This window comes from Paracoccus sp. DMF-8 (assembly GCF_029309835.1).
GTDB lineage: Bacteria > Pseudomonadota > Alphaproteobacteria > Rhodobacterales > Rhodobacteraceae > Paracoccus.
The window spans coordinates 503,106-527,123 of the sequence record NZ_JARJHL010000003.1 but is presented as its reverse complement, the minus strand read 5'-3'; the positions used below and the strand labels follow the sequence as shown (position 1 = coordinate 527,123).

The window sequence follows — 24,018 nt, the reverse complement described above, 5'->3', positions numbered from 1 at the left end:
ACGGGGGACGGACACGGCTTTTCTTGCTTGTTGAACAGGGTCCGCACGGGACCATTTGCGGCGCTTACAGGATCGGCGCGGCAATGACAAGGCCGACGCGATGGCCGCCGGGTCCATGGTGGTGGGCCGTGCCGCCGACGGGTCCCTGTCGCGCCATATCGCGCGGCCCGGCCTAGCGGCCCGCCAGCGCGATCAGTTCGGCCACCGACCTGACGCCGAGCTTTTCCAGAATCCGCGCCCGGTGGTGATCGACGGTGCGCGGGCTGATGCCCAGAAAACCGGCGATTTCCTTGCTCGATGTTTCCGAAGGCTCCTCAAGGATGCGGTCGACGATTTCCTGCTCTCTTGCGGTCAGCCTGTCAAAACGCTCGGCCTTTTCCTGCATGCGCTCTCGGGCGCTGTCGCGTTCGACGGCGATCTGAAAGGCGGCCTCGATCCGCTCGATCAGGACCGACTGGCGAAAGGGCTTTTCCAGAAAATCCAGCGCGCCGCCCTTGATCGCCTGAACCGATTGGGGAATGCCGCCGTGTCCGGTGATGAAGATGATCGGGATCGACAGCTTTCGCGCGTTCAGATGTTCCTGCAGTTCCAGCCCGTTCATGCCGGGCAGGCCGTAATCCAGCACCAGACAGCCGCTGCGCGCACCGTCATAGGCCGCCAGAAACCCCTGCGCAGAGGCATGGGTTTCGACCTCATAGCCGCGCTTTTCAAGTGATCGGGACAAGGACTTGCGAATATCGTCGTCATCATCAACCACAAAGACGGTCAGTTTGGCATCGGGCATGGTGAACGCAAGACTTGTGAGAAACCCAGGCGAATAGGACCATATAAGCGCAATGGCGCGATTGCGCCATTGCCGATATGTCGCCAGACGCGCGGTGCAATCCGCCATCCGGCCGCCATTCGATCAAACGTCGGGCCGATCAAACGCCGGGCCAATCAAACGCCGGGCCAATCAAACGCCGGGCCGTAACGGCAGGGTAAAGCTGAACTGCGCGCCGCCATCATCGGCGGTGCCATACCAGATCCGGCCGCCATGCGCCTCGATGATCGAGCGGCAGATCGACAGGCCCAACCCCATCCCGGCGGGCTTGGTCGTCTCGAATTGCGAGAAAAGATTGATATCGGGCGAAATCCCCGGGCCGGTATCTTCGACCCGGACCAGCAGTTGCCGCCCGTCAAGCCCCGCGCGGATCGTCACCTGCCGCCTGTCGCCACCCTGCGCCGCCATCGCCTCAAAGGCGTTGTGCAGCAGGTTGACGATGACCTGCGCGATCTGCGCGCGGTTGCCGGTGACCGGCGGCAGATCGGCTTCGACATCGGTGACGATTCTGGCCTGCCCCTCTGTCGCTTCGGCCTGCACCAGATGCAGGGTCTGTTCCAGCAGGGCGGCGAAATCGAAACAGGTGCGCGCGCCCGGGTCCTTGCGGATAAAGCCGCGCAGCGCCCGGATGATTTCCCCCGCGCGCAGTGACTGGCTTTCGATTTCGGTCAGCACATCATGCAGTTCGGCATCTTCCCGGGCCTGCTGGTCCAGCATCAGCAGCGCGGTATCGGCGTTCTGCGCAATCGCGGCAAGGGGCTGGTTCAGCTCATGCGCCAGACCGGCGGCCATCTGGCCCATGGTATTGCCGCGGGCCAGATGGGACAGGTCGCGGTTCAGCTGTTCGATCTGCACCTCGGAACGGCGGGCCTGCGTCACGTCATCCATCGTGATGACGATATGCAGAACCCGGCCCGAACCGTCGCGGATCAGAATGGCATTGGTCGCGGCCCGGATCTCTGCCCCGTCCTTGCGCAGACAGCGCAATTCGCGGTTCATCGCAACCTCGGCGCCCTGCGGCAGGGGCGTGGCGCGCAGGACCGCCGCCTCATCGGGGTGGACCAGATCAATGAAACGCATGGAACGCAGCTCATCGGCCGAATAGCCGGTGATCTCGCACAGCCGCGAATTCACCCGCAGGAACGCGCCGGAATCGGGCGACAACTGCGCCATGCCCCGAGAGGCCATGTTGAAGGTCTGGCCATATTCCCGTTCGGCCTTGCGTCGCGCGACGATCTGCTGGACAAGCGCGTCATTGGCGCGCTCCAACTCGCGATAGGTCCAGGGCGCGGGGGCGTCGGGGGCCACCTCGCCCTGTGAAATCAGCGCGGTCCGCACGGCAAAGGCGCGCACGGGGCGGTGGATGACATCGGCGAGAATCAGGCCGATCGCCCCCGTCACCACTGCAACCAGCGCGGCAAGCCAGATGTTTTCGACGCGGTTTTCCTCGATCGTGCCGGTGAAATCATCCTCGGGTGCGTAAACAGCGATGGTCCAGGGCAGCGTGTCGCTGATCACCGGCATGATGATCGAGACATAGGACGCCCCGCCATAGCTGAACTGAGAGGGCGTTTCCCTGGTGACGGGGATATTCCCGGCCAGCGCGGCCGTGCCGAAGGCGGCGCTGGCAATCGGATCGCCGAATTCGCTGATATCCGAAAAACGCAGGCTGCCATCCGCGCTGCGGGTTTTCAGCAATATCTGTTCGGGATGGGCGATCACGTCGCCATTGGCGTTGATGATCATCGCGCGCCCATGCTCGCCGATGTTCAGCCGCGACAGGAAATCCGAAATCATGCTGATTTCGATATCCACCCCGACCGCGCCGCGCATCGTCCCGTCATCGTTCAGCACGGGCGCCGCCAGCGTGATGCCCGGCTGGTGCGAGGAAAAGAAGATATAGGGGTCGGTCCAGATCGTCGTCCGCAGGTCCTGCGCCTTGATATACCAGGGGCGGCTGCGCGGATCATAAGGATCTTCGGGGTCCTGTTCGCGGGCGACCTCGGAAAAATCGTCGTTGCGCCAGATCAGTTCGACCGTGCGCTGGCCGTTTTTGTTCCGGATGATCTTGGTGCGAAAGATCCCCGGCCCCTCGGGCGTGCGCATGACATAGACGAAGCCGCCATCATGGCGCCCGAAATAGACCCCCGCGAATTGCGGCGCGATCTGCAACTGCTGGAACAGAAGCTGTTCAAGCAGCTCCGCGTCGTCGCTGGCGATGACCCGGTTCTGGGCCAGCCGGGCCGCCAGTTCGGCCGCGCCCTGCGCCGGGCTGAGAAAGCCCTTGGAATGTTCGATCGTGTTGATGCCCACATCGCGCAGCAGGTCGCGCGAATGCTTGATCAGCGCCCGTTCCGAGGTGACGTAAGAGGAAAACACCACGGCCAGAATCGCCAGAAACTGCAAACCGGCCAGCCCGATCGCCAGCATCGCGCCAAGAGAACGCTTCATCCCCGCCCCCCGGTCAACCTGCGCCCTGACAGCCCGCACCCCATCAGCGCATGTCCCGTCAGGACGCGCCCACGCCGACCGCGCCCGGACCTGCCGCCCGGCTTAGATGTCATCCGCTGTTGCATCCGTCCCGTTTCCGGCTTCGCGTCCCGTTTCGCCGCGCTTCTAGCAAATCGCGCCCGGAAAAGCAGTATCCCGGCGCCGGACTAAACGCCATCCACGATCACGACATGCGCCTCGCATGCGCCGTCCCGGCACGCGCGGGCTTCCTGATATTCCCGGGAATGAAAGCAGGCGCGGGCGCGGGCCAGGTCGGGAAACCGGATCACGACATGGCGCTGGAGGACGGGACCTTCCAAGCGTCTCGGATAGCGCCGCCGCGAGCCAGGAACTCTGCACCGAACTTCGCGAAGGCCTTGGGAGCCAGCGCCTGATACCCGGCATAGGCCGCCGGGTCGTGAACAGTCACGTGGGCGATCCAATATGCACTCATTGCCCCGTCCTTCGAGCGCCCTCATTGGCCACATGCAGCAGTTTGCTCGCGATTTCCGCGGCTTCGGTCAGATGCTCGCGCACGGCAACGCTTGCCCGGTCCGGATCTTGCGCGAAAATGGCCTCGGCAATGCGCTGCATCCGGGCCTGCCCCGATACATGCCGGTCGGTCGAGGCCAGTGTCAGCGCCCGAAGTCGAGAAATGCGGCCGTTGAGGCGCTGGACGATCTCCCAGGCGATGTGATGCCCGGCGGTGACGAAGATGACCTCGTAAAACCGCGTCGTCGCATCATAGAGCACCTGAGGATCGTCGGATAGAAAGGCTTCCTTGAGGCGCTGAAGCGCGGCCTGCAGATCGGCACGGGCGGACGCGTCGAGAAGCCTGGCGCAATCCGCCGCCGCCGCCGCCTCCAGCCGCAGGCGGATGTCATAGATCTGCCGGGCCTTGTCCCAGTCGAGGGTCGCGACGATCGGCCCTTGCCGGGGCTGGATCTCGACCAGGCCCTCGGCCTCCAGATAGCGGATCGCCTCGCGGATGACGGATCGCGAGACGCCCAGCTGATCGACCAGCGTCCGTTCGACAAGCCGGTAACCGGACGGAAAGCGCCCAGACATGATCGCGGCGCGCAAACGCTCGACGGCGAGTTCGCGAAGCGTCTGGGGAACATGCTCGATGCGCAGGCTGGCAGGTTGTTCGTTTGTCATGGCGCGAGACTAGCGCAGCTGGAATGCCAATACAATCTCATATTGACAGATGGCATGTTGGTATACCATCTTCCGATCATCAGAATCGCTCTGGGGGCTGCCATGACAGCGGAAATCCGCAAGACCTTGCTGAATATCGAGACCACGCTGATTGAAGGCGGCCGCGCCGCACCGCAGCCTTTGAAGCTGATCACTGCCGCCGCCGTGCTGAAGAACCCTTGGGCGGGGCGCGGTTATGTCGACGACCTCAAGCCGGAAATCCACGCCGTCGCCCCCATCCTCGGCGAGTTGCTGACCGATATGGTGATCGAGGCCGCCGGCGGCGGCGGCAAGGTCGAAGCCTATGGCAAGGCCGCCGTGGTCGGCCTCGATGGCGAGGTCGAGCATGCCAGCGCGCTGATCCACACGCTGCGCTTCGGCAACCATTACCGCAGCGCGGTGGGGGCGAAATCCTATCTGGCCTTCAACAACACCCGCGGCCCGGCGAACGCCCCGATCATGATCCCGCTGATGGACAAGAACGACGAGGGCCGCCGCTCACACTATCTGACGATCCAGTTCGCGATCCCGGATGCCCCGGCCGCCGACGAGATCGTCGTCGCGCTTGGCGCCTCGATCGGCGGGCGCCCGCATCACCGTATCGGAGACCGCTATCAGGATCTGAAGGATCTGGGCCATGATGTCTCGAACCCTGCCGCTGTCTGACGGCGCCACCGTCCGGCTGATCGAGGCCGGGCGCGGTGAGCCCTTGCTGCTGATCCATGGCGTCGGCATGCGGGCCGAGGCCTGGGAGCCGCAGATGGCCGCCCTGTCGGCGCATCACCATGTCATCGCGGTGGACATGCCGGGGCATGGCGTTTCGTCCCCGCTGCCGGCGGCTGCACGCCTGCCCGATTTCGTCGCCTGGGCAGCGCAACTGGTCGAGGCGCTGGAAGCGGGCCCGGTCAACCTGGTCGGCCATTCCATGGGCGCGCTGGTCGCGGCGGGCCTGGTGGTCGAGCGCCCCGACTTGGTCCGGCGGCTGGCATTGCTCAACGCGGTTCACCGCCGCTCGCCCGAAGCTCGCGCCGCCGTCCTGGCCCGCGCAGACGAGATCGCACGCGGTGAGGGTGACAACGAGGCACCGCTGATCCGCTGGTTCGGTGCCAATCAGGTCGCCATCCGTAACAAGGTGGCGCACTGGCTGGAAGGTATCGACCCACAAGGTTACGCCACGGCTTACCGCGCCTTCGCCGAGGGCGATTCGGTTTATGCCGACCGGCTGGCCGAAATCGCCTGCCCAACGCTCGTGCTGACCGGTGATGGCGATCGCAACTCCAGCGCGCAGATGAGCCACGAGATGGCCAATGTGATCCCCTTGGGCCGTGCGCTGATCGTTGCCGGGCACCGCCACATGGTGAACATGACGGCGCCCTACATCGTGAACGATGCCCTGACAAACTGGCTCAGATGGGACGAAACCAACATGACGCCATTCGATCCTCGCGCGCTTCGCGACGCCTTCGGCTGCTTCATGACCGGCGTGACGGTCGTGACCACTACGTCGGAAGGCGTGCCGTTGGGTTTCACCGCCAATTCCTTTTCTTCGGTTTCGCTGGATCCCCCGCTCCTGCTGGTCTCGATCGCCAAGACCTCGCGCAATTTCGGGCATTTCGTGAATGCGGGCCATTTTGCGATCAATGTGCTGGCGGAAAGCCAGAAAGACGTGTCGGGCACTTTCGCCCGCCCGGTCGAGGATCGCTTTGCCTCGGTCAAGTGGTCGCCCGGCCCGGCAGGATCGCCGGTGTTCTCAGGTGTCTCGGCCTGGTTCGACTGCCGGCTTTCGCAACTGGTGGAAGCGGGCGATCACGCCATCCTGATCGGCGAGATCAAAGGCTTTGCCGCCTCGCAGGAACCCGGCTTAGGATATTATCGCGGCGCCTATATCACGCCCGCCCAAACCGCCGCCCAGTTGCCAACCGGCCCTGACGTGATGATAGCTGCCATCGTCGAGGCCTGGGGCGAAGTCCTGCTGGTCGAGGACGGACAGGGCGGGCTTGCGCTGCCCGAGGCTCGGGTCGGGCGCGAGGGCGTGCAAGCCGCCTTGACGCAGCTTTTGCGCGATATCGCCCCCGATGCCGCGCCGGGCGAGATCTATGCCGTCTACGACGGCGCGGCGCCGGCCGCCAGCACATCGCCTTCCGCTGCCCGGCAACCTCGACCGATGCCCGGCAGGGACGCTTTGTCCCGCTGGAACCGGACCATCTGAAATCCGTCGGCGATCCGGCTACACGATCAATGCTGGACCGGCTGGCGGCGGAATCACGGCTTGGCAATTACGGCGTCTATTTCGGCTCGCACATCGAAGGCCAGGTCACGCATAAGCAGGGAGCAGAGGCATGAAATTCTCACTCTTCATCCATATGGAGCGCGTCTCGCCAGACGAGGACCAGAAGAAGCTCTATCAGGAGATGCTGGAGCTTTGCCGGATCGCCGACGAAGGCGGGATGCATGCCATCTGGACCGGCGAGCATCACGGCATGAACTTCACCATCTCGCCGAACCCGTTCCTGAACCTGGTCGACATTGCCCGGCAGACCAAGAACGTGCGTCTGGGCACCGGAACGGTGATCGCGCCCTTCTGGCACCCGATCCGGCTGGCCGGCGAGGCAGCGATGACCGACCTCATCACCGGGGGCCGGCTCGACCTGGGCATCGCCCGCGGTGCCTACGGCTTCGAATATGAGCGGATGCTGCCGGGGCTTGACGCCTGGGGCGCGGGCCAGCGGATGCGCGAGCTGATTCCTGCGATCCAGAAACTCTGGCAGGGCGACTACGAGCATCAGGGCGAATTCTGGCAATTCCCCCGGACCACTTCGTCCCCCTTGCCGGTGCAGCAGCCGCATCCGCCGATCTGGGTCGCGGCACGCCGATCCGAACAGCCACGAATTCGCGGTCGAACACGGCTGCAACGTCCAGGTCACGCCGCTGCATCTGGGCGACGAGGAAGTCGTAAGCCTGATGGAGCGTTTCAACGCCGCCTGCGAGAAGCACTCCGACCGGCCGCGCCCAAAGATCATGGTCCTGCGCCACACCTATGTCGCCGACAGCGAGGAGGATGCGCAGCGCGGCGCCGAAGAGCTGAACATGTTCTACAACTATTTCGGTGCCTGGTTCAAAAACGAGAAGCCGATTTCGATGGGCCTGATCGAGACGATCACCCCCGCCGAGGCCGCGAAGCACCCCCTCTATTCGCCCGAGGCAATGCGCAAGAACCAGATCGTCGGCGAAGCGCCGGAGGTCATCGAGCGTATCAAATCCTACGAGGCGCTTGGCTATGACGAGTTCAGCTTCTGGATCGACAGCGGCATGAGCTTCGAGCGCAAGCGCGCTTCGCTTGAACGCTTCATCCGCGACGTCATGCCGGTCTTCGCGTGATGGAAAGGTTCCAGCATTATATCGACGGCGCCTTCGAGGACGGGGCGGGCGGCTTCGACAGTCTCGATCCTGCCACCGGCACGCCTTGGGCCAGAATGCCCGATGCAAGCGCGGCGGATGTCGATCGCGCCGTTCGTGCGGCCCATCGGGCCTTCCACGACCCGGAATGGGCGGGGCTGACCGCCAGCGCGCGCGGCAAGCTGCTGCTGCGGCTGGCCGACCTAGTGGCCGAGGCGGCTCCGCGCCTTGCCGAGCTGGAAACCCGGGACACCGGGAAAATCATCCGCGAGACCAGCGCGCAGATCGCGTATGTGGCCGAGTATTATCGTTATTATGCCGGTCTCGCGGACAAGATCGAGGGCGCGCACCTGCCCATCGACAAGCCCGACATGGAGGTATGGCTGCGGCGCGAGCCCATCGGGGTCGTCGCTGCCATCGTGCCTTGGAACAGCCAGCTGTTCCTGTCGGCTGTCAAGCTGGGGCCGGCCCTGGCCGCCGGCTGCACCGTGGTGCTGAAGGCGAGCGAGGACGGGCCCGCGCCGCTGCTGGCATTCGCGCAGCTGGTTCACCAAACCGGCTTCCCGCCCGGCGTCGTCAACGTCCTGACCGGCGGACCCGAGGCGGGCAAGTCGCTGACCACCCATCCTCTGGCTGCCCATATCGCCTTCACCGGCGGGCCGGAAACCGCGCGCCATATCGTGCGCGCTTCGGCCGAGAACCTGGCGCGCACCTCGCTGGAGCTGGGCGGCAAATCGCCCTTTATCGTCTTCGAGGACGCCGATCTGGACAGCGCCGCCAATGCCCAGGTCGCCGGCATCTTCGCCGCGACGGGTCAAAGCTGCGTCGCCGGCTCGCGCCTGCTGGTGCAGAACGGCATCAAGGACGAAATGCTTGCGCGGCTCAAGGCCAAGGCCGAGGCGGTGCGCATCGGCGCCCCGGGCGACATGGCCACCGAGGTCGGGCCGCTTTGCAGCCTGCGCCAGCGCGCCCGGATCGATGACATCGTCGCCGCATCGGTCGCCGTCGGGGCCAGGCTGGTCACCGGCGGGCAGTCGCCAGAGGGCGAGGGCTTCTATTACCCGCCGACGATCCTTGATTGCAGCGCCGTGCCCGATGCGCCCTGCGTAACCCAAGAGCTGTTCGGCCCGGTGCTTTCCGTCGTCGGCTTCGACACCGAGGAAGACGCGCTGCGCATCGCCAACGGCACGCCCTATGGCCTGGCCTCGGGCGTCTTTACCCGCGACCTGACGCGGGCGCACCGGATGATCCGCGGCATCCGCGCCGGCGTGGTCTGGGTCAACACCTATCGCGCCGTCTCGCCCATTGCGCCCTTTGGCGGCCATGGCCTGTCCGGACACGGCCGCGAGGGCGGGCTGGCGGCGGCGCTGGACTATACGACCGTCAAGACGGTGTGGCTGCGGACCTCGGACGCGCCGATCCCCGACCCTTTCGTGATGCGCTGAACGAACCCGGACAAGCCGGGCAACAATCGCAACCAACCAACAGTGGAGACTGACAATGCAAATGAAATCGCTTCTCGCAGTCGCATTCGTCGCCATGGCGGCCAGCGCAGCCAACGCCCAGCAGATGGTCTTCACATCCTGGGGCGGCACCACGCAGGATGCGCAGACGGAGTTCTGGGCCGCGCCCTTCACCGAAAAATCCGGCACCGCCGTCCTTCAGGACGGGCCGACCGATTACGGCAAGATCAAGGCCATGGTCGAGGCGGGCGCGGTCGCCTGGGATGTCGTCGATACCGAATTCGACTGGGCGCTTCAGGCCGGAAAGGCCGGGCTGCTGGAGCCGCTGGATTTCGGCGTCATCGACAAGGCCAAGCTCGACCCGCGCTTCGTGTCGGATTACGCGGTGGGCTCGTTCTATTATTCCTTCGTGATCGGCTTCAATCCGGCGAATTTCTCGGGTGAAGCGCAGCCGCAGACCATGGCCGACCTGTTCGACACCGCGAAATTCCCCGGCAAGCGCACCTTCTACAAATGGTCCGCCCCCGGCGTGATCGAGGCGGCGCTGCTGGCCGACGGCGTGCCGGCCAACCAGTTGTATCCGCTCGACCTAGATCGCGCCTTCAAGAAGTTGGACACGATCAAGTCCAGCATCATCTGGTGGGAAGGCGGCGCGCAAAGCCAGCAGTTGCTGGCCTCGGGCGAAGCGCCGATCGGCCTGTTCTGGAACGGCCGCCTTGCCGCGCTGCAAGCGGACGGGATGCCGGTCGGCATCGAGCTGGCAGGACAACATCACCGCCGCCGACGCCCTGGTCGTTCCCAAGGGCGCCAGGAACAAGGAGGCCGCCATGGCCTTCATCGCCGAGGCGACCAGCGCCAAGGCACAGGCGGATTTCGCGACCAAGACCGGCTATGCCCCGATCAACCTCGACTCGCCCTCGCTGATGGAGGCCGATCTGCGCGCCACCCTGCCCGACGCGCAGACCGCCAACCAGATCAACGCCGACATGGCCTATTGGGCCGAGCATCGCGATGAGATCGGCAACCGCTGGTATGCCTGGCAGGCCGAGTGATCCACTGCTTCGCCGCAGTCCGCTTTCGCGGGCTGCGCCATCCCGTCTCTTTCTGCTGAGGTGACCGATGCTGTCCTTCCTGACACCCGCCCGGCGAGGATCGGGTCTTGGCATGGCCATGCCCGCCCTGCTGCTGCTTCTGGCGTTCTTCGTGATCCCGGTGGCCGGGTTGCTCAGCCGCTCGGTCACCGAACCGGTGGCGGGCTTGCAGAACTATGAAACGCTGCTCGGCTCGGCCACCTATCTGAGGATATTCTTCAACACCTTCCTGGTTTCGGGCCTTGTCACCCTGATCACCGCGCTCATTGCCTTTCCGGTGGCCTGGGCACTGGCGATCATGCCGTCCCGCGTCGCGGCCGTGGTCTTTGCCATCATCCTGCTGTCGATGTGGACCAACCTGCTGGCGCGGACCTATGCCTGGATGGTGCTGCTGCAACAGACCGGGCTGGTGAATCGGATACTGATGGCCACCGGCATCATCGACCAGCCGGTGCAACTGACCAACAACCTGGTCGGCGTCACCATCGGCATGGTCTATATCATGCTGCCCTTCATGATCCTGCCGCTTTACGGCGTGATCAAAAAGATCGACCCCGCGATCCTGCAGGCTGCCGCGCTTTGCGGCGCGACCAAGGGGCAGGCGTTGCGCCGGGTGCTGCTGCCCTTGGCCACGCCCGGCATCGCCTCGGGAGCGCTGATGGTCTTCGTCATGTCGCTGGGCTATTTCGTCACCCCCTCGCTCTTGGGCGGGACCGCCAACATGATGGTGGCCGAACTGATCGTGCAGCAGGTGCAGAGCCTGCTGAACTGGGGCATGGGTGGCGCCGCCGCCTTCATCCTGCTGGTCGTCACCCTGGCGCTTTACGCCTTGCAACTGCGCCTGTTCGAAGGAAGGGCCCGCTGATGCTGATGAATTTCGACAAGCTGGGTGCCTGGCGCTGGATCCTGTCGGGCATCTGCGCGCTGATGGCGCTGTTCCTGCTGTTGCCGATCCTGTTCATCGTCGCGCTGTCCTTCGGCAATTCGCGCTGGCTGATCTTTCCGCCACCGGGATGGACACTGAAATGGTATGGCGAGCTCTTCGCCGATCCACGCTGGTTGCAGGCCGCCTTCACCTCGGCCAAGATCGCCGCCATCGTCATGGTGCTCTCCGTCGCCATCGGTCTGCTGGCCTCGCTGGCGCTGGTGCGTGGCCGGTTCCGTGGGCGCGCGGTGCTGCGCGGATTCTTCCTGACCCCGATGGTCCTGCCGGTGGTCATCATCGCCGTCGCGCTTTACGCCGCCTTCCTGCGGCTGGGTCTGAACGGCACGCTGGTGGGCTTTGTCATCGCGCATCTGATCGTCGCCCTGCCCTTCGCGATCATCACCATCTCGGGCGCGCTGGAAACCTTCGACCCTTCGATCGAGGATGCGGCGATCCTCTGCGGCGCCAGCCCGTGGGAGGCGCGCTTCCGCGTCACCCTGCCCGCGATCAGCCACGGGTTGTTCTCGGCCGCCATCTTCTCGTTCCTGATCTCCTGGGACGAGGTGGTGCTGGCAATCTTCATGGCCTCGCCCACGCTGCAGACCCTGCCGGTCAAGGTCTGGACCACGTTGCGCCAGGACCTGACCCCGGTGATCGCCGCCGCCTCGACCCTTCTCGTCCTGCTGACCGTGGTCCTGATGATCGCGGCCGCCCTGATCCGCAAAGGCAAATCCCGATGACCAGCCCCTATCTGCACATCAACGGAATTCGCAAGACCTTCGGAGACGTCGTTGCCACCGACCATGTCGAGCTGGAAATCGGCGAAGGCGAGTTCATGACCTTCCTCGGCCCCTCGGGCTCGGGCAAGTCGACGACGCTCTACATCCTGGCCGGTTTCCAGGATCCGACGGCTGGTGACATCAGGCTGCGCGGCAAGTCCATCCTGCAAACGCCGTCCCACAAGCGCAACATCGGCATGGTGTTCCAGCGCTACACGCTGTTCCCGCATCTTTCGGTGGGCGAGAACGTGGCCTTTCCCCTGCGCGTTCGCCGCGCGTCGCAAGCCGAGATCGCCACAAAGGTGAAACGCGCCCTGTCGCTGGTGCGCCTGGACGGGTTCGAGGACCGGATGCCCGCCAACATGTCCGGCGGCCAGCAACAGCGTGTCGCCCTGGCCCGTGCCCTAGTCTACGATCCGCCGGTCCTGTTGATGGACGAGCCCCTGTCCGCGCTGGACAAGAAGCTGCGCGAAGAAATCCAGTATGAGATCCGCCGCATCCACCAGCAAACCGGCGTGACCATCCTTTATGTCACCCACGACCAGGAAGAGGCGCTGCGCCTGTCCGACCGCATCGCCGTCTTCAACCGCGGCAGGATCGAGCAGGTCGGCACCGGACCCGAGCTCTATGCCAGTCCCGCCACGCATTTCGTGGCAGATTTCATCGGCGACAGCGCCTTCCTGACCGGGGAACTGGCCGAGGTGAAGAACGGCCGGGCCACGCTGCGTTACGCGGATGGTACGGTGCTGACCGATGTGCCGATGCATGGCGTTGGCGCGCGGGGCGGCAAAGCCGAACTGATGCTTCGCCCGGAACGGATCGACCTCTCGGACGCGGCCGGCCCGCAGGGCGCATCGCTGCCCGTCACCATTGAGGACGTGACTTTCCTGGGCAACAATAGCGCTGTCACCGCCCGCACCGGCTGGGGCGATCCGCTCTATATCCGGCTGAACTTCGGCCATCCGATGATGGGCAGCGTCTCGCGTGGGGACCGGCTTCATGTGCGCTGGCAGCCGCAGGATGCCCATGCCTTCACCAAAGAATGACGCCCGAGATCAGAATTCCTTCCAACCCGCCGGATTGTGACGCGCGCCGGCCCGCAGCGGAAACCGCGATGCTTGACCTGAACGATCCCTCTCTCCTGACCGCCAGTGCCCTCATCGACGGCTCATATGTGCCGGGCCGCCGGGTTTTCAGCGTGACGAACCCAGCCACCGGCGGGGAACTGGCACAGGTGGCCGATCTGGGCATAACCGAGATCCGCGCCGCCATCGACGCCGCCCATGCCGCGCAAAAGCCCTGGGCCGCGCGCACCGGCAAGGACCGCGCCGCCATCCTGCGCCGCTGGCACGACCTGATCCTGGCCAACCAGGAGGACCTGGCCCGCATCCTGACCGCCGAGATGGGCAAGCCGCTGGCCGAGGCGCGGGGCGAGATCGCCTATGGCGCGTCCTATGTCGAATGGTTCGCCGAAGAGGCCAAGCGCGTCTATGGCGACACCATTCCCGGCCACATGCCCGACAAGCGCCTGATTGTGCTGAAGCAGCCGGTGGGCGTCGTCGGCGCCATCACGCCCTGGAACTTCCCGAACGCCATGCTGGCGCGCAAGATCGCCCCGGCCCTGGCGGCGGGCTGCACCATGGTCGCCCGGCCCTCGGAGTTCACGCCGCTTTCGGCCCTGGCGCTGGGCGTGCTGGCCGAGCGTGCCGGCATTCCGGCGGGGGTGCTGAACATCGTGCCCGGCCTCGATGCCGCCGGCATGGGGGCCGAGCTTTGCGCCAATCCCAAGGTCGCGAAGATCACTTTCACCGGCTCGACCCGCGTCGGCAAGATCCTGATGCGGCAGGGGGCGGACACAATCAAGAAGCTGTCGCTGGAACTGGGCGGCAACGCGCCGTTCATCGTCTTCGACGACGCCGACCTGGACGCTGCGGTCGAGGGCGCCATGGCCGCCAAGTTCCGCAATGCCGGACAGACCTGCGTCTGCGCCAACCGCATCTATGCGCAGGCGGGTGTGCATGACGCCTTTATCGAGAAGCTCGCGGCCCGCGTCGCGGCGCTGGCGGTCGGCGACGGCCAGGCCGACGGTGTCGCGATCGGCCCGCTCATCAACGACGCGGCCCTGGCCAAGGTCGAGGATCACATCGCCGACGCCCGCGCCCACGGCGCGACCATCGCCACCGGCGGCGGGCGCCATGCGCTTGGCGGCAGCTTCTTCCAGCCGACCGTGCTGTCCGGCATGACGCCCTCGATGAAGATCGCGCGTGAGGAAACCTTCGGCCCCGTCGCCCCGGTCTGGCGCTTCGAGACCGAGGCCGAGGCGGTGGCCCTGGCCAATGCCAGCGAATTCGGGCTGGCGGGCTATTTCTACGCCCGCGACCTGTCCCGCGTCTGGCGCGTGGCCGAGGCGCTGGAGGTCGGCATGGTGGGCGTGAACACCGGCCTGATCTCGACCGAGGTGGCGCCCTTCGGCGGCGTCAAGCAATCCGGCCTCGGCCGCGAGGGCAGCCATTACGGCATCGAGGATTACCTCGAGATCAAATACATGTGCCTGTCCGTCTGAATCCGCCTCGCGCGGATATCGCCCATCGCCCGGCGCCCCCGAGACCCGAGGGGCGCGCGGGGGTGGGGCCTTGTCATGGATAAGCAGGAAACAGCTTCATCCCGGATGGGTGGTCGCTTTCTTCACATCCCTTTCATACTCTGCGGCCATCCCGGCAAAGCAGATAAGAAGGATGGACCGATGTTTCAGAAAATTCTTGCCGCCGGGTTGGTCATGCTGGCGACCTTGCCGCTTCATGCCGCGCCTGCGGATTATCAGGACGCCCTGCCTGCCGATGTGCTGGGCATGACCCCCAGAGAGGCAAAGCTGGACGGCGACAGGCTGATCGTCTTTTACGGCGAAACGGTCGGGCGGGCGACGGTCACGATTGCCCCCGCGCCCGATGCCGATCCCAAGGGCGAAAACGACAGCGCGGACGCCCCCGAAGGCCATGACCTCTGCGGCGCAGGTGGTGCTGATGCAGCAGCTTGGCCAGAACCTGTCGCGCGGGACCAATGCCCTGGGCGACGGCTATGCCACCGGCCCGGTCCGGATCGACGGTCTTGAGGTGGAGGACAAGACGGCCATCTGCGGCATCATCGAGCGTGAAGAGGCCGAGGAACAGGTTGCCGAAGGCAAAGATCGGATGTTCCTGCTGGACCGGATCTGCGCGGCGCAGATCGGCGAGGATGTCGTGTCCGTCTACATCACCACCCCCATCAATGAGCAGATGCGCGAGAAATTCACCAGCGACCAACTGGGCTTTGCGGCCATCGTGATTGCCGCCCTGACCGATACGATGCGGGAAAAATAGCGCCAGCACGCGGCCGTGACGCCAGCATCGCCGGCGATCAAGGGGCCGCTGGCCTTGCCCCGTCGCGGGATCTGGCATAATCAGGCAAAAGGCAGCCGCATCCCTCCGGCCACCCAGATAATCAGACATCGACTGGCTTTCCGGCACCCCGCGCAGGGGTGGTCGCCATCGCCCGGATTTTTGGAGGATTCCCTTGAAAACACACCCTCACCGCCCGTTTGCCGCTGGCCGCCAGTCTTGCCCTTGCCCTGGGTCTTGGTCAGGCCGTGGCGCAAGAGGTCAGCCTGACCCATGCGCAGGGCGAGATCACGCTGCCCGCCGCACCGCAGAAAATCGCGGTGTTCGACCTGCCGACGCTGGACATCATTCAGGCGCTTGGCAAATCCGATCTGGTCGTTGCCGTGCCCAAGACCGCCGAACGGACGAATTTCCCCGCGCATCTGACGGCTTTCGCCGAAGACCGCCATGCCCCTGCCGGCACGCTGTTCGAACCGGATGCCAGCGTGCTGCAAAGCATCGGGCCGGATCTGATCGTGCTGGGCGGGCGTTCACGCAGCAAGTTCGAGGATATGGGCGCCATCGCACCGACCGTGGACATGAGCGCGGGCGATGGCGACATCGTCGCGACCGTGATCGCCAATACCGAAAATCTGGGCCGCCTGCTGGGGGCCGAAGACGCCGCCGCGACCCGCATCGCGGCCTTCCGCGACACCATCGCCCGCACCCATGAACTGGGGGCCAAGGCCGGGACCGGGCTGTTGCTGTTCGGCGCCGGAGAGAACATCAGGGCCGAGGCGCCGGCTCGGCGTTTCGGCGCGGTCTATGAGCTGGTCGGCATCGAGCCCGCCATCGCCCTGGCCGAGGCCGCGACCGGCCCGCGCCCCGAACCCGGCAGCCCCGAGGCCGAAGCCGCCCGGCAACGCGCGCAAGAGGCGCTTGAGGCGGCGCTGGCCTCGAACCCCGACTGGATTTTCACCATCGACCGCAATTCTCGCCGTCGGCAATACCGAGATCCGCCCGCTGCCCGAACGCCTGGCCGAGGATGCGGCGTGACCGCGACCGATGCCTGGCAGGCCGGTCGCGTGGTCCATCTGGACGGCAAGATCTGGTATCTGATGGGCGGCGGGATCGACGCGATGACCGCCAGCGCCGAAGCGGCGGCCGAGGCCTTTGCCAAGGCGCAATAACCGGACATGACGCAGGGCGGCAACCGTTCCGCCCTGCCCCCGATATCCCGCCGCGCCTTGCCAGCCAAGGACAGTGCCAGCCAAGGACAGTGAACGGCGCCCGGTCGTCAGGCGCAAATCACGGAAAAACCCCGACAAAACCCGCAACGCCACCGCCCGATCCGTCCCGGCGGTCATTACCCGAGTAATTTTGTTGCCTATTTGGCACATTCCTGTCCGGAAGACATGTTCCTAGTAAAAAACTCAGGCTTTGCGCTTCAACACTGTCCCCCCTGCCGGTAAGGCGGACCCATATCTTGTAAGGATCGGAGGGGGACAAACATGAAACGAGTTCGGAACAGCGTGGCGGATACCCTGGCGCGCATGCCGGTCTGGCTTGCCGTCATGGGGACGGCCAGCCTGCCCGCCTTTGCACAGGCCGAAGACGAGGCGACGGTGGTGCTGGACACGATTGTCGTGACGGCCAGCGGTCAGGCGCAGGCCCTGCTCGACGCACCGGCGACGATGACCGTCATCACCGGCGAGGAATTGGAAAAGCGCCCCTATGCCGCGATCACGGACGCGCTGAAAAATGTGCCGGGCGTGGTGATCTCTCCGGCCGGGGGCAAGACGGGCCTGCCCTCGATCAGCATTCGCGGCATGGGCTCGGATTATGTGCTGATGATGGTCGACGGCAAGCCGGTCGGCAACTCGCGCGAGGCGACCTATAACGGCTGGGGCAGCGGGATGGCGGAATCCTATCTGCCGCCGCCTTCGGCCATCGAACGGATCGAGGTGATCCGCGGCCCGATGTCCTCGCTTTGCCGACGCCTTGCAGGCGCGAGATCGGCTCGACCATGTAAGACGCCATATAATCCGACAGGTCGATGGCGCTGCGCGCCCCGTCATCGGAAACCAGCGCGATCACCATCAGAAAGCCGGTGGCGGATTTTTCCACCGTCACGCCCTGCCGGGTCACGGATTCGGGCAGGCCGGATCTGGCGATGGCCAGCTTGTTCTGCACCTGCGCAATATCGGGATCGGTGCCGATGGCGAATGTCAGGGTGATCGTCGCCGTCCCGGTCGAGGTGGTCGAGGATCTGATATAGCGCAGCCCGTCAAGGCCGGTCATCTCCTTCTCGATGTTCTGCACGACCGTATCGGCCACGGTTTCCGCCGAGGCGCCGGGATAGACCGCGCTGATGACCACCGAAGGCCCGGTGATCGAGGGGTATTGCGAAATCGGCAGCCGCATGATCGCCAGCGTGCCAAGTCCCATGATGATGATGGCGATCACCCAGGCAAAGATCGGGCGATTGATGAAGAACCGCGACATGGATCAATTGCCCCCCGCAGCGGTCTGGCCCGCGGATTGGGCGGGGGCGGCGATTTCGACCTGCGCGCCCGGTGCAATCTTCTGGAACCCCGAGGTGATGTCCGGCGCCCTTGGGCTGGCGCTGATGTCGGCAGCGGCACAGGCCGAAACCATCGGCGGTCTGGCCTATGCCGATACGGCGCGGTTTTCCGCCGCGATGCAGGCCACGGACCCCTATACGATCACCGGCACGGATGACCTGATGCAGCTTGCCCCGATCGCCGAAGATGGTGCGATCCGCGCGATTGTCGAAATCCCGACCGGCACCTCGGCGAAATGGGAAGTCAGCAAGGAAGACCCCAAGGCGGTCTATTGGGAATACAAGGACGACAAGCCGCGTATCGTGAACTATCTGGGTTATCCGGGCAATTACGGCGCCATCCCCGGCACCGCCCTGCCCAAGGAACTGGGCGGCGACGGCGATCCCCTGGACGTTCTGGTCATCGGTCAGGCCCTGCCGCGTGGTGAAATCGCCAATGTGCGCCTGATCGGCGTCCTGAAAATGCTGGATGGCGGCGAACAGGACGACAAGCTGATCGCCGTGCTGACGCAGGATTCACCCTTTGCGCATATCGAAACCATGGCGCAACTGGACAGCGAATTTCCCGGCGTCAGCGACATCATCGGCACATGGTTTGCGAATTACAAAGGTCCCGATGGCGGCATGGAATCACAGGGCTTTGCCGAGGCGGATGTCGCCCGCGAGGTGCTGGACGCCGCAGCGGCGCAGTTCACCGCCGCGAACTAGGCCGCCCGAAACCGCGCTGTCGCATCCGCGCTGTCGCATCGCCCCCGGCCGCCTTGGCCGGGGGCGTTTTCCCTTTCCGCGCTAGGCCTTCGGGATGCGCCCCACGCGCAGCTTGTCGATGGCATGGCCGTCCATCGCGACAATGATAAACCGCAACCCGTCGATATCGGCGGATCTGCCTTCGACCGGCATCCGGCCCAGATGGCGCAGGACATAGCCCGCCAGCGTCGAATAACGCTCGGCATCGTCTTCCAGATCGGTGTCCAGCAGATGCGAGGCGCGGCGGATGTCGATCCAGCCGTCGAACAGCCAGGATCCGTCCTCGCCGCGTTCCTCGGTGGCGGGGGCCTCGTCTTCCTCGGGGAAATCGCCGGCGATGGCTTCCAGCATGTCGGTGGGCGTCACGATCCCTTCCAGCGAACCGAATTCATCGACGATCACCGCCATCTGGACCGATGAGCGGCGCAGATGTTCCATCAGCTTCAGCACTGACACGCTTTCATGCACGACCAACGCCTCGCGGATCGAGCGTTCGGGGTTGATCCGCCCTTCGGTCAGCAGGTCGCGCATCAGGTCGCGGGTCAGCGCCACGCCGATGAAACCGTCCAGCGAACCCCGCCCGACCAGAAAGCGCGAATGACCCTGTTCGATGATCTGGTCGCGGATCGCGGTTTCATCCGCGTCAAGGTCGATCCAGTCGATATCGCTGCGCGGCGTCATCACCGAGGTCGCGGGCCGGTCCGACAGGCTGAGAACGCCGACGATCATTTCCTTCTCCTCGGGGGCGAACAGGCCCTGATCGGCGGCCTGTTCGGCGATGACATCGGCCGAACCGCCCAGTTCTTCGCCCTTGGTGCCGCCCAGCAGACGCAACACCGCCTCGGCCGTGCGGTCGCGCAGATCGCCCGAGGTGATGTATTTCTCGCGGTTGCGGCGTCCGATCTGGTTCAGCGCCTCGATGCCCACGGAAAAGCCGATGGCGGCATACAGGTAGCCCTTGGGGATATGGAAACCGAACCCTTCGACGATCAGCGAAAAACCGATCATCATCAGAAAGCCAAGGCACAGGATCACCACCGTCGGGTGGCGCGACACAAAGGCCATCAGCGATTTCGCCATCAAGAGCATCACGGCCATGGCGACGACGACGGCGATATACATGATCGACAGATGTTTCACCATGCCGACAGCGGTGATGACGCTGTCCAGCGAAAACACCGCATCCAGCACGACGATCTGCACCAGAACCTGCGCAAAGGACACATAAACGACGTTCTGCGCCTTGGCCGCCTGATGGCCTTCCAGCCTTTCGTGCAGCTCCATCGTGCCCTTGAACAGCAGGAACAGCCCGCCAAAGATCAGGATCAGGTCGCGCCCCGAAAACCCGTGCCCGAACAGGCTGAACAGCTGAGTCTGCAAGGTCACGATCCAGGCGATCGAGGCCAGCAGGACAAAGCGCATCCCCAAGGCCAGACCCAGCCCGATGATGCGCGCGCGGTCGCGTTGATGGGGCGGCAGCTTTTCCGCCAGAACGGCGATGAAGACCAGGTTGTCGATCCCCAGCACGATTTCAAGAACGATCAGCGTCGCAAGTCCTGCCCAGGCAGAGGGGTCGGACATCCATTCGAATAGCAAGTTCAGGTCTCCGTCAGGGAATGCGGCAAGGTTTTGACGCGGAAAGGGGGCAGGCAGGCGATACCGGGCGCGACCGCGCGGGCGGTCGGCGGCACGGGCAACCGGAGCATTCGGGGAAAGCGGCGCATCGGATGCGGCCCCTGCGGCAGGTGCCGGGGGCGGAAAAGCGGGAAGGACGGCAGAGGCCGTTTCAGGATGCGATTGACCTGCGGCGGCGCTGCATCACGCCGCCGCCGACTTCGGTCGGGTGTGGCGGGGTCGCTGTCCGCACAGCTGTCGCAGGCCACGGCCGTGCTGGCGCCCATCAGCACGGCCCCGCGATACGGGACGGCTTTGCTGCATTCGCGTGCATGCCGGGTGGGCGGTGGCTGTGGTCCATTCGGGGCGTCCCTGCCTTGCGGTCGTTCATCCTGCGGCCTGTCGGGCCTTGCATGGATTGAAGCATATTGATGAAATGCAGGTAAAGCGGACAATGACCATGTCATGGCAAGCTGCCACGGCGGATCCGCATGAAGATAATCGGCATATTGTTGCCGGATTGCCCTTGTCCCCCTGACCATCGGCCGACCACCCCCTGATCAGGGGCGATGGGCCGGTGTCAGGTGGAAAGCGGCTCAGGCCTTTCTGCCGATGCCCAGCAGTTGATACATGACCAGCGCGGCCAGCGTCGCCGTGCCGATGCCCCCGACCGCAAAGCCGCCGATGGAAAAGGACAGGTTGCCCGCGCCAAAGATCAGCGTGATGCCCACCGTGAACAGGTTGCGCGGGTCCGAGAAATCGACGCGGTTGTCGACCCACAGCCGGATCATCGCCGCCGCGATCAGGCCAAAGACCGCAACCCCAAGCCCGGCCAGAACCGGGTCGGGAATGGTGCGCAGCAGCGCGCCGAATTTCGGCGAAAAGCCCAGAGCGATGGCGACAAAGGCCGCGATGATGAAAATCAACGTCGAAAAGACCCGCGTCACGGCCATGACGCCCATGTTTTCGACATAGGTGGTGACGCCCGTGCCGCCGCCTGCGCCCGAAACCATGGTGGCGATCCCGTCCCCGATGAATCCGCGCCCGATATAGGGGTCCATGTTACGCCCGGTCATGCCGCCGATGGCCTTGATATGGCCCAGGTTTTCCGCAACCAGAATCAATGCGACCGGGGCGATCAGCACCATGGCCGCGCGCTCAAAGACCGGCGCCTGAAAATCCGGCACGCCGAACCACGGCGCCGCCGTCAGCGCGGAAAAATCAATCGCGGGCAGCAGGCCCATGCCATTGCCCATGACCAGCACCGCGGCATAGCCCACCGCGATCCCCATCAGGATCGACACCCGCCGCGACGCAACCGTGCCATAGGTCGAAAAGACCGCGACCGACACCAGCGTCAGCAGCGCCACGAACATATGCGGCCCCGTGCCCTGAAACCCCTGCACGCCGACGGGGGCAAGGTTCAGGCCGATGGCCGCACCGATGGCGCCGGTGACGGCGGGCGGCATCAGGCGCTCGATCCAGCCGGTGCCGGTTGCCATGACCACCAGCCCGATCAGCGCATATAGCGCGCCTGCCGCGATGATCCCGCCAAGCGCCGGGCCGATATTCGCGTTCGGCCCGCTGCCCGCATAGCCCGTGACCGCGATCACCACCGCGATAAAGGCGAATGACGACCCCAGATAGCTGGGCATCCGCCCGCCCGTGCAGATGAAAAAGATCAGCGTGCCGATCCCCGAAAACAGCACCGCAAGGTTCGGGTCAAAGCCCATCAGCAGCGGCGCGAGGATCGTCGATCCCGACATCGCCACCAGATGCTGCACCCCCATCGGGATCGCGGCCCCCCGTGGCAGGCGTTCGTCGGGCATGACCACGGCATTGCGGGTCAGTGGCCAGCGGGGAAAGTAACTCATCCTTGGCTCCATCGCAGACCCGAAGGGTTCGGGCATCTGGCCGACCCATTGTGACAGAAAGGTGAAAACGGCAAGCCGCGACCTTGCGAAATCAACCGACCGGCCAAAGCCAGAGACTGAAAACAGGCCGGAACGCCGCCGGTATCCGTCGCACCCGTGCCGTTCTGCTGCCATCGGCCCATGCGGCAGCGATACGGAAAGCCGCCCTGCCCGTCACCAAAGGCGGGGCTTGCCCATGGCGTCCGGCGGCCAGCGTCGGAGTATCCGGATCAGGGCAATGAAATCGCCATGCCTGTCACCCGACTGCGGGGCAGATGTTTCCTTTCCGCGACGGATCCGGGAAAGGCCCGGCCCGCGTCAGGATCACGACCCGGCTTGCACCAGAATTGCCCTGAAATCATTGACATTCGTCAGCGTGGGACCGGTCACGACCTGATCGCCGATCTGCCCGAAAAAGCTGTGCGCATCGTTGCGGGCCAGCGCATCCGCCGCCGACACACCGCGTTCCGCCGCCCTCGCCAGCGTGTCCGGGCCGATGATCGCGCCCGCGACCTCGGCCGCGCCATCGACGCCATCGGTATCGCAGGCAATCGCATGGATCCCCGCCGCGCCATCCAGCGCCAGCGCCAGCGCAAGGCTGAATTCGGCGTTCGGTCCGCCAACACCGTCGCCGCGCCGGGTCACGGTCAGTTCACCGCCCGACAGGATCAGCAGCGGCGCCGCGCCGGTCCCGCGCTCGGCCTGCAAACGCAGGGCCAGCGCGGCCTGTTCGGCGGCAACCTCGCGCGCCTCGCCCTGCAGGGCATCGCCCAGAACCATCACCTGACAGCCCGCAGCCGTCGCCCGCTCTGCCACAGCGGCCAGCGATTGCGAGGGCGCGGCGTAGACGACATTCGTCACGCCTTGCAGACGCGGATCAGAGGGGTGCAGCACGCCGCTGCCCTGCGTCAGCGCCTGCCGCGCGGCGGGGGGAATGTCGATGTTCCAGCGCGTCAGGATCGCCAGCGCATCATCCGGGGTCGAGGCATCGCCGACCGTCGGGCCGGATCCGATGAAACTCGGGTCATCGCCCGGCACATCGGACAGCATCAGCGACCACATCCGCGCCGGATGGGCCGCTGCGGCAAGCTGGCCGCCCTTGACGCGGCTCAGGTGCTTGCGCACCGTATTCATGCTGTCGATGGGCGCCCCGGAATCCAGAAGCGCCTGATTCACCGCGCGTTTTTCGTCCAGCGTCACGCCTTCGACCGGCGCGGTCAGCAGGGCCGAGGCCCCGCCGGAAATCAGCGCCAGCACGATGTCATCGCGGCCCAGCCCCCTCAGCAGATCCAGCATTTCCGTCGTCGCGTCCAGCCCCGCCGCATCGGGGACGGGATGGGCGGCTTCAACGATGCGGATAGCCTGACAGGGGCGGGCATAGCCGTAGCGTGTGATCACAAGCCCCTCGCAGGGACCCCAGACCGCCTCGACCGCCTCGGCCATGCGGGCGCTGGCCTTGCCCGCGCCGACGACGACCACGCGACCGGCGGGCTTTTCGGGCAGATGCTGCGCCAGCGACCGCATCGGGTCGGCGACCTCGACGGCGCGGTCGAACAGGCTGCGAAGAAAGGCGGCGGGGTCGGCGATGGTCATATGCGGGTCCGGTCTTCGTCGTGAATGGGGGCGTTTCCGCCCCCATCATT

Annotated in this window: 20 protein-coding genes and 3 pseudogenes; 14 read left to right on the top strand and 9 right to left on the bottom strand. The window is 65.3% G+C overall.

What is annotated here, in order from left to right:
• Positions 1 to 172 precede the first annotated feature (172 nt).
• The 5 genes from PE067_RS03285 to PE067_RS03270 form a co-directional block, all read right to left on the bottom strand.
• Entirely contained in the window at positions 173 to 784 is a 612-nt protein-coding gene (locus tag PE067_RS03285; RefSeq protein WP_276187810.1) for a response regulator, read from the bottom strand.
• Between the two features lie 171 nt (positions 785 to 955).
• Positions 956 to 3,274 (bottom strand): ATP-binding protein, encoded by a 2,319-nt coding sequence (locus PE067_RS03280; protein ID WP_276187809.1) that lies wholly within the window; start codon positions 3,272 to 3,274, stop codon positions 956 to 958.
• Positions 3,275 to 3,480: 206 nt separating this feature from the next.
• Complete coding sequence (locus tag PE067_RS21770) at positions 3,481 to 3,603, bottom strand: DUF1330 domain-containing protein (protein ID WP_346429645.1); 123 nt, start codon at positions 3,601 to 3,603, stop codon at positions 3,481 to 3,483.
• On the bottom strand, positions 3,600 to 3,767 hold the full coding sequence (locus tag PE067_RS21765; protein ID WP_346429644.1) for a DUF1330 domain-containing protein: 168 nt from the start codon (positions 3,765 to 3,767) through the stop codon (positions 3,600 to 3,602). Before PE067_RS21765 ends, PE067_RS21770 begins: the two co-directional genes overlap by 4 nt.
• Positions 3,764 to 4,396 carry a GntR family transcriptional regulator gene (locus PE067_RS03270; RefSeq protein WP_346429643.1) on the bottom strand — a complete coding sequence of 211 codons (633 nt, stop codon included), beginning with the start codon at positions 4,394 to 4,396 and terminating at the stop codon, positions 3,764 to 3,766. The genes PE067_RS21765 and PE067_RS03270 overlap by 4 nt, the downstream gene beginning before the upstream one ends.
• A gap of 177 nt (positions 4,397 to 4,573) precedes the next feature.
• Here PE067_RS03270 and PE067_RS03265 point away from each other — a divergent pair, with 177 nt between their 5' ends.
• From PE067_RS03265 to PE067_RS21755, 13 genes and pseudogenes are all read left to right on the top strand, one after another.
• Positions 4,574 to 5,176, top strand: a complete 603-nt coding sequence (locus tag PE067_RS03265) for an amino acid synthesis family protein (RefSeq protein ID WP_062562150.1) — start codon at positions 4,574 to 4,576, stop codon at positions 5,174 to 5,176.
• Positions 5,148 to 6,719 (top strand): alpha/beta fold hydrolase, encoded by a 1,572-nt coding sequence (locus PE067_RS21760; protein ID WP_346429642.1) that lies wholly within the window; start codon positions 5,148 to 5,150, stop codon positions 6,717 to 6,719. The genes PE067_RS03265 and PE067_RS21760 overlap by 29 nt, the downstream gene beginning before the upstream one ends.
• A 130-nt stretch (positions 6,720 to 6,849) precedes the next feature.
• Positions 6,850 to 7,888: pseudogene (locus PE067_RS03250) on the top strand (LLM class flavin-dependent oxidoreductase).
• Entirely contained in the window at positions 7,888 to 9,351 is a 1,464-nt protein-coding gene (locus PE067_RS03245; protein WP_062562147.1) for an aldehyde dehydrogenase, read from the top strand. Before PE067_RS03250 ends, PE067_RS03245 begins: the two are co-directional and overlap by 1 nt.
• Positions 9,352 to 9,412: 61 nt before the next feature.
• Complete coding sequence (locus PE067_RS03240; RefSeq protein ID WP_276187808.1) at positions 9,413 to 10,384, top strand: ABC transporter substrate-binding protein; 972 nt, start codon at positions 9,413 to 9,415, stop codon at positions 10,382 to 10,384.
• A gap of 104 nt (positions 10,385 to 10,488) precedes the next feature.
• Entirely contained in the window at positions 10,489 to 11,325 is an 837-nt protein-coding gene (locus PE067_RS03235; RefSeq protein WP_062562145.1) for an ABC transporter permease, read from the top strand.
• Positions 11,325 to 12,125: an ABC transporter permease gene (locus tag PE067_RS03230; RefSeq protein WP_062562144.1), complete on the top strand. Its 801-nt coding sequence runs from the start codon at positions 11,325 to 11,327 to the stop codon at positions 12,123 to 12,125. Before PE067_RS03235 ends, PE067_RS03230 begins: the two co-directional genes overlap by 1 nt.
• Entirely contained in the window at positions 12,122 to 13,210 is a 1,089-nt protein-coding gene (locus PE067_RS03225) for an ABC transporter ATP-binding protein (RefSeq protein WP_062562143.1), read from the top strand. The genes PE067_RS03230 and PE067_RS03225 overlap by 4 nt, the downstream gene beginning before the upstream one ends.
• 68 nt (positions 13,211 to 13,278) lie before the next feature.
• Complete coding sequence (locus tag PE067_RS03220; protein ID WP_062562142.1) at positions 13,279 to 14,727, top strand: NAD-dependent succinate-semialdehyde dehydrogenase; 1,449 nt, start codon at positions 13,279 to 13,281, stop codon at positions 14,725 to 14,727.
• Between the two features lie 213 nt (positions 14,728 to 14,940).
• A complete protein-coding gene (locus PE067_RS03215; RefSeq protein ID WP_276187807.1) occupies positions 14,941 to 15,273 on the top strand; it encodes a hypothetical protein in 333 nt (110 codons plus the stop codon).
• Positions 15,158 to 15,520: a hypothetical protein gene (locus PE067_RS03210; RefSeq protein WP_276187806.1), complete on the top strand. Its 363-nt coding sequence runs from the start codon at positions 15,158 to 15,160 to the stop codon at positions 15,518 to 15,520. Before PE067_RS03215 ends, PE067_RS03210 begins: the two co-directional genes overlap by 116 nt.
• A 218-nt stretch (positions 15,521 to 15,738) precedes the next feature.
• A complete protein-coding gene (locus tag PE067_RS03205; protein WP_276187805.1) occupies positions 15,739 to 16,707 on the top strand; it encodes an ABC transporter substrate-binding protein in 969 nt (322 codons plus the stop codon).
• A gap of 321 nt (positions 16,708 to 17,028) precedes the next feature.
• A pseudogene (locus PE067_RS21755) lies at positions 17,029 to 17,448 on the top strand (TonB-dependent receptor plug domain-containing protein); the annotation flags it as partial.
• Between the two features lie 61 nt (positions 17,449 to 17,509).
• On the opposite strand, the pseudogene PE067_RS03195 reads toward PE067_RS21755, so the two are convergent.
• Positions 17,510 to 18,022, bottom strand: a pseudogene (locus PE067_RS03195) (efflux RND transporter permease subunit); the annotation flags it as partial.
• Between PE067_RS03195 and PE067_RS03190 the strand changes: the two are divergent.
• Positions 18,021 to 18,809, top strand: coding sequence for an inorganic diphosphatase (locus PE067_RS03190; RefSeq protein WP_276187804.1), 789 nt, complete (start codon positions 18,021 to 18,023; stop codon positions 18,807 to 18,809). The pseudogene PE067_RS03195 and the gene PE067_RS03190 sit on opposite strands and share 2 nt — an antisense overlap.
• An 81-nt stretch (positions 18,810 to 18,890) precedes the next feature.
• Here the strand turns inward: PE067_RS03190 and PE067_RS03185 are convergent, their stop codons facing one another.
• From PE067_RS03185 to PE067_RS03175, 3 genes are all read right to left on the bottom strand, one after another.
• Positions 18,891 to 20,444, bottom strand: coding sequence for a TerC family protein (locus PE067_RS03185; RefSeq protein WP_276187803.1), 1,554 nt, complete (start codon positions 20,442 to 20,444; stop codon positions 18,891 to 18,893).
• Between the two features lie 614 nt (positions 20,445 to 21,058).
• Positions 21,059 to 22,336, bottom strand: a complete 1,278-nt coding sequence (locus PE067_RS03180; RefSeq protein ID WP_276187801.1) for a solute carrier family 23 protein — start codon at positions 22,334 to 22,336, stop codon at positions 21,059 to 21,061.
• Between the two features lie 363 nt (positions 22,337 to 22,699).
• Positions 22,700 to 23,968: a glycerate kinase gene (locus PE067_RS03175; RefSeq protein WP_276187799.1), complete on the bottom strand. Its 1,269-nt coding sequence runs from the start codon at positions 23,966 to 23,968 to the stop codon at positions 22,700 to 22,702.
• Between the last annotated feature and the right edge of the window lie 50 nt (positions 23,969 to 24,018).

Bases quoted from the DNA above. Each gene is read 5' to 3' on its own strand.
- PE067_RS03280 (WP_276187809.1), bottom strand. From the start codon at position 3,274: ATGAAGCGTTCTCTTGGCGCGATGCTGGCGATCGGGCTGGCCGGTTTG.
- PE067_RS03175 (WP_276187799.1), bottom strand. From the start codon at position 23,968: ATGACCATCGCCGACCCCGCCGCCTTTCTTCGCAGCCTGTTCGACCGC.
- PE067_RS03230 (WP_062562144.1), top strand. From the start codon at position 11,325: ATGCTGATGAATTTCGACAAGCTGGGTGCCTGGCGCTGGATCCTGTCG.
- PE067_RS03235 (WP_062562145.1), top strand. From the start codon at position 10,489: ATGCTGTCCTTCCTGACACCCGCCCGGCGAGGATCGGGTCTTGGCATG.
- PE067_RS03190 (WP_276187804.1), top strand. From the start codon at position 18,021: ATGGATCAATTGCCCCCCGCAGCGGTCTGGCCCGCGGATTGGGCGGGG.
- PE067_RS03215 (WP_276187807.1), top strand. From the start codon at position 14,941: ATGCTGGCGACCTTGCCGCTTCATGCCGCGCCTGCGGATTATCAGGAC.
- PE067_RS21765 (WP_346429644.1), bottom strand. From the start codon at position 3,767: ATGAGTGCATATTGGATCGCCCACGTGACTGTTCACGACCCGGCGGCC.
- PE067_RS03240 (WP_276187808.1), top strand. From the start codon at position 9,413: ATGAAATCGCTTCTCGCAGTCGCATTCGTCGCCATGGCGGCCAGCGCA.
- PE067_RS03265 (WP_062562150.1), top strand. From the start codon at position 4,574: ATGACAGCGGAAATCCGCAAGACCTTGCTGAATATCGAGACCACGCTG.
- PE067_RS03285 (WP_276187810.1), bottom strand. From the start codon at position 784: ATGCCCGATGCCAAACTGACCGTCTTTGTGGTTGATGATGACGACGAT.
- PE067_RS03225 (WP_062562143.1), top strand. From the start codon at position 12,122: ATGACCAGCCCCTATCTGCACATCAACGGAATTCGCAAGACCTTCGGA.
- PE067_RS03245 (WP_062562147.1), top strand. From the start codon at position 7,888: ATGGAAAGGTTCCAGCATTATATCGACGGCGCCTTCGAGGACGGGGCG.
- PE067_RS21760 (WP_346429642.1), top strand. From the start codon at position 5,148: ATGATGTCTCGAACCCTGCCGCTGTCTGACGGCGCCACCGTCCGGCTG.
- PE067_RS03180 (WP_276187801.1), bottom strand. From the start codon at position 22,336: ATGAGTTACTTTCCCCGCTGGCCACTGACCCGCAATGCCGTGGTCATG.
- PE067_RS03220 (WP_062562142.1), top strand. From the start codon at position 13,279: ATGCTTGACCTGAACGATCCCTCTCTCCTGACCGCCAGTGCCCTCATC.
- PE067_RS03210 (WP_276187806.1), top strand. From the start codon at position 15,158: ATGACCTCTGCGGCGCAGGTGGTGCTGATGCAGCAGCTTGGCCAGAAC.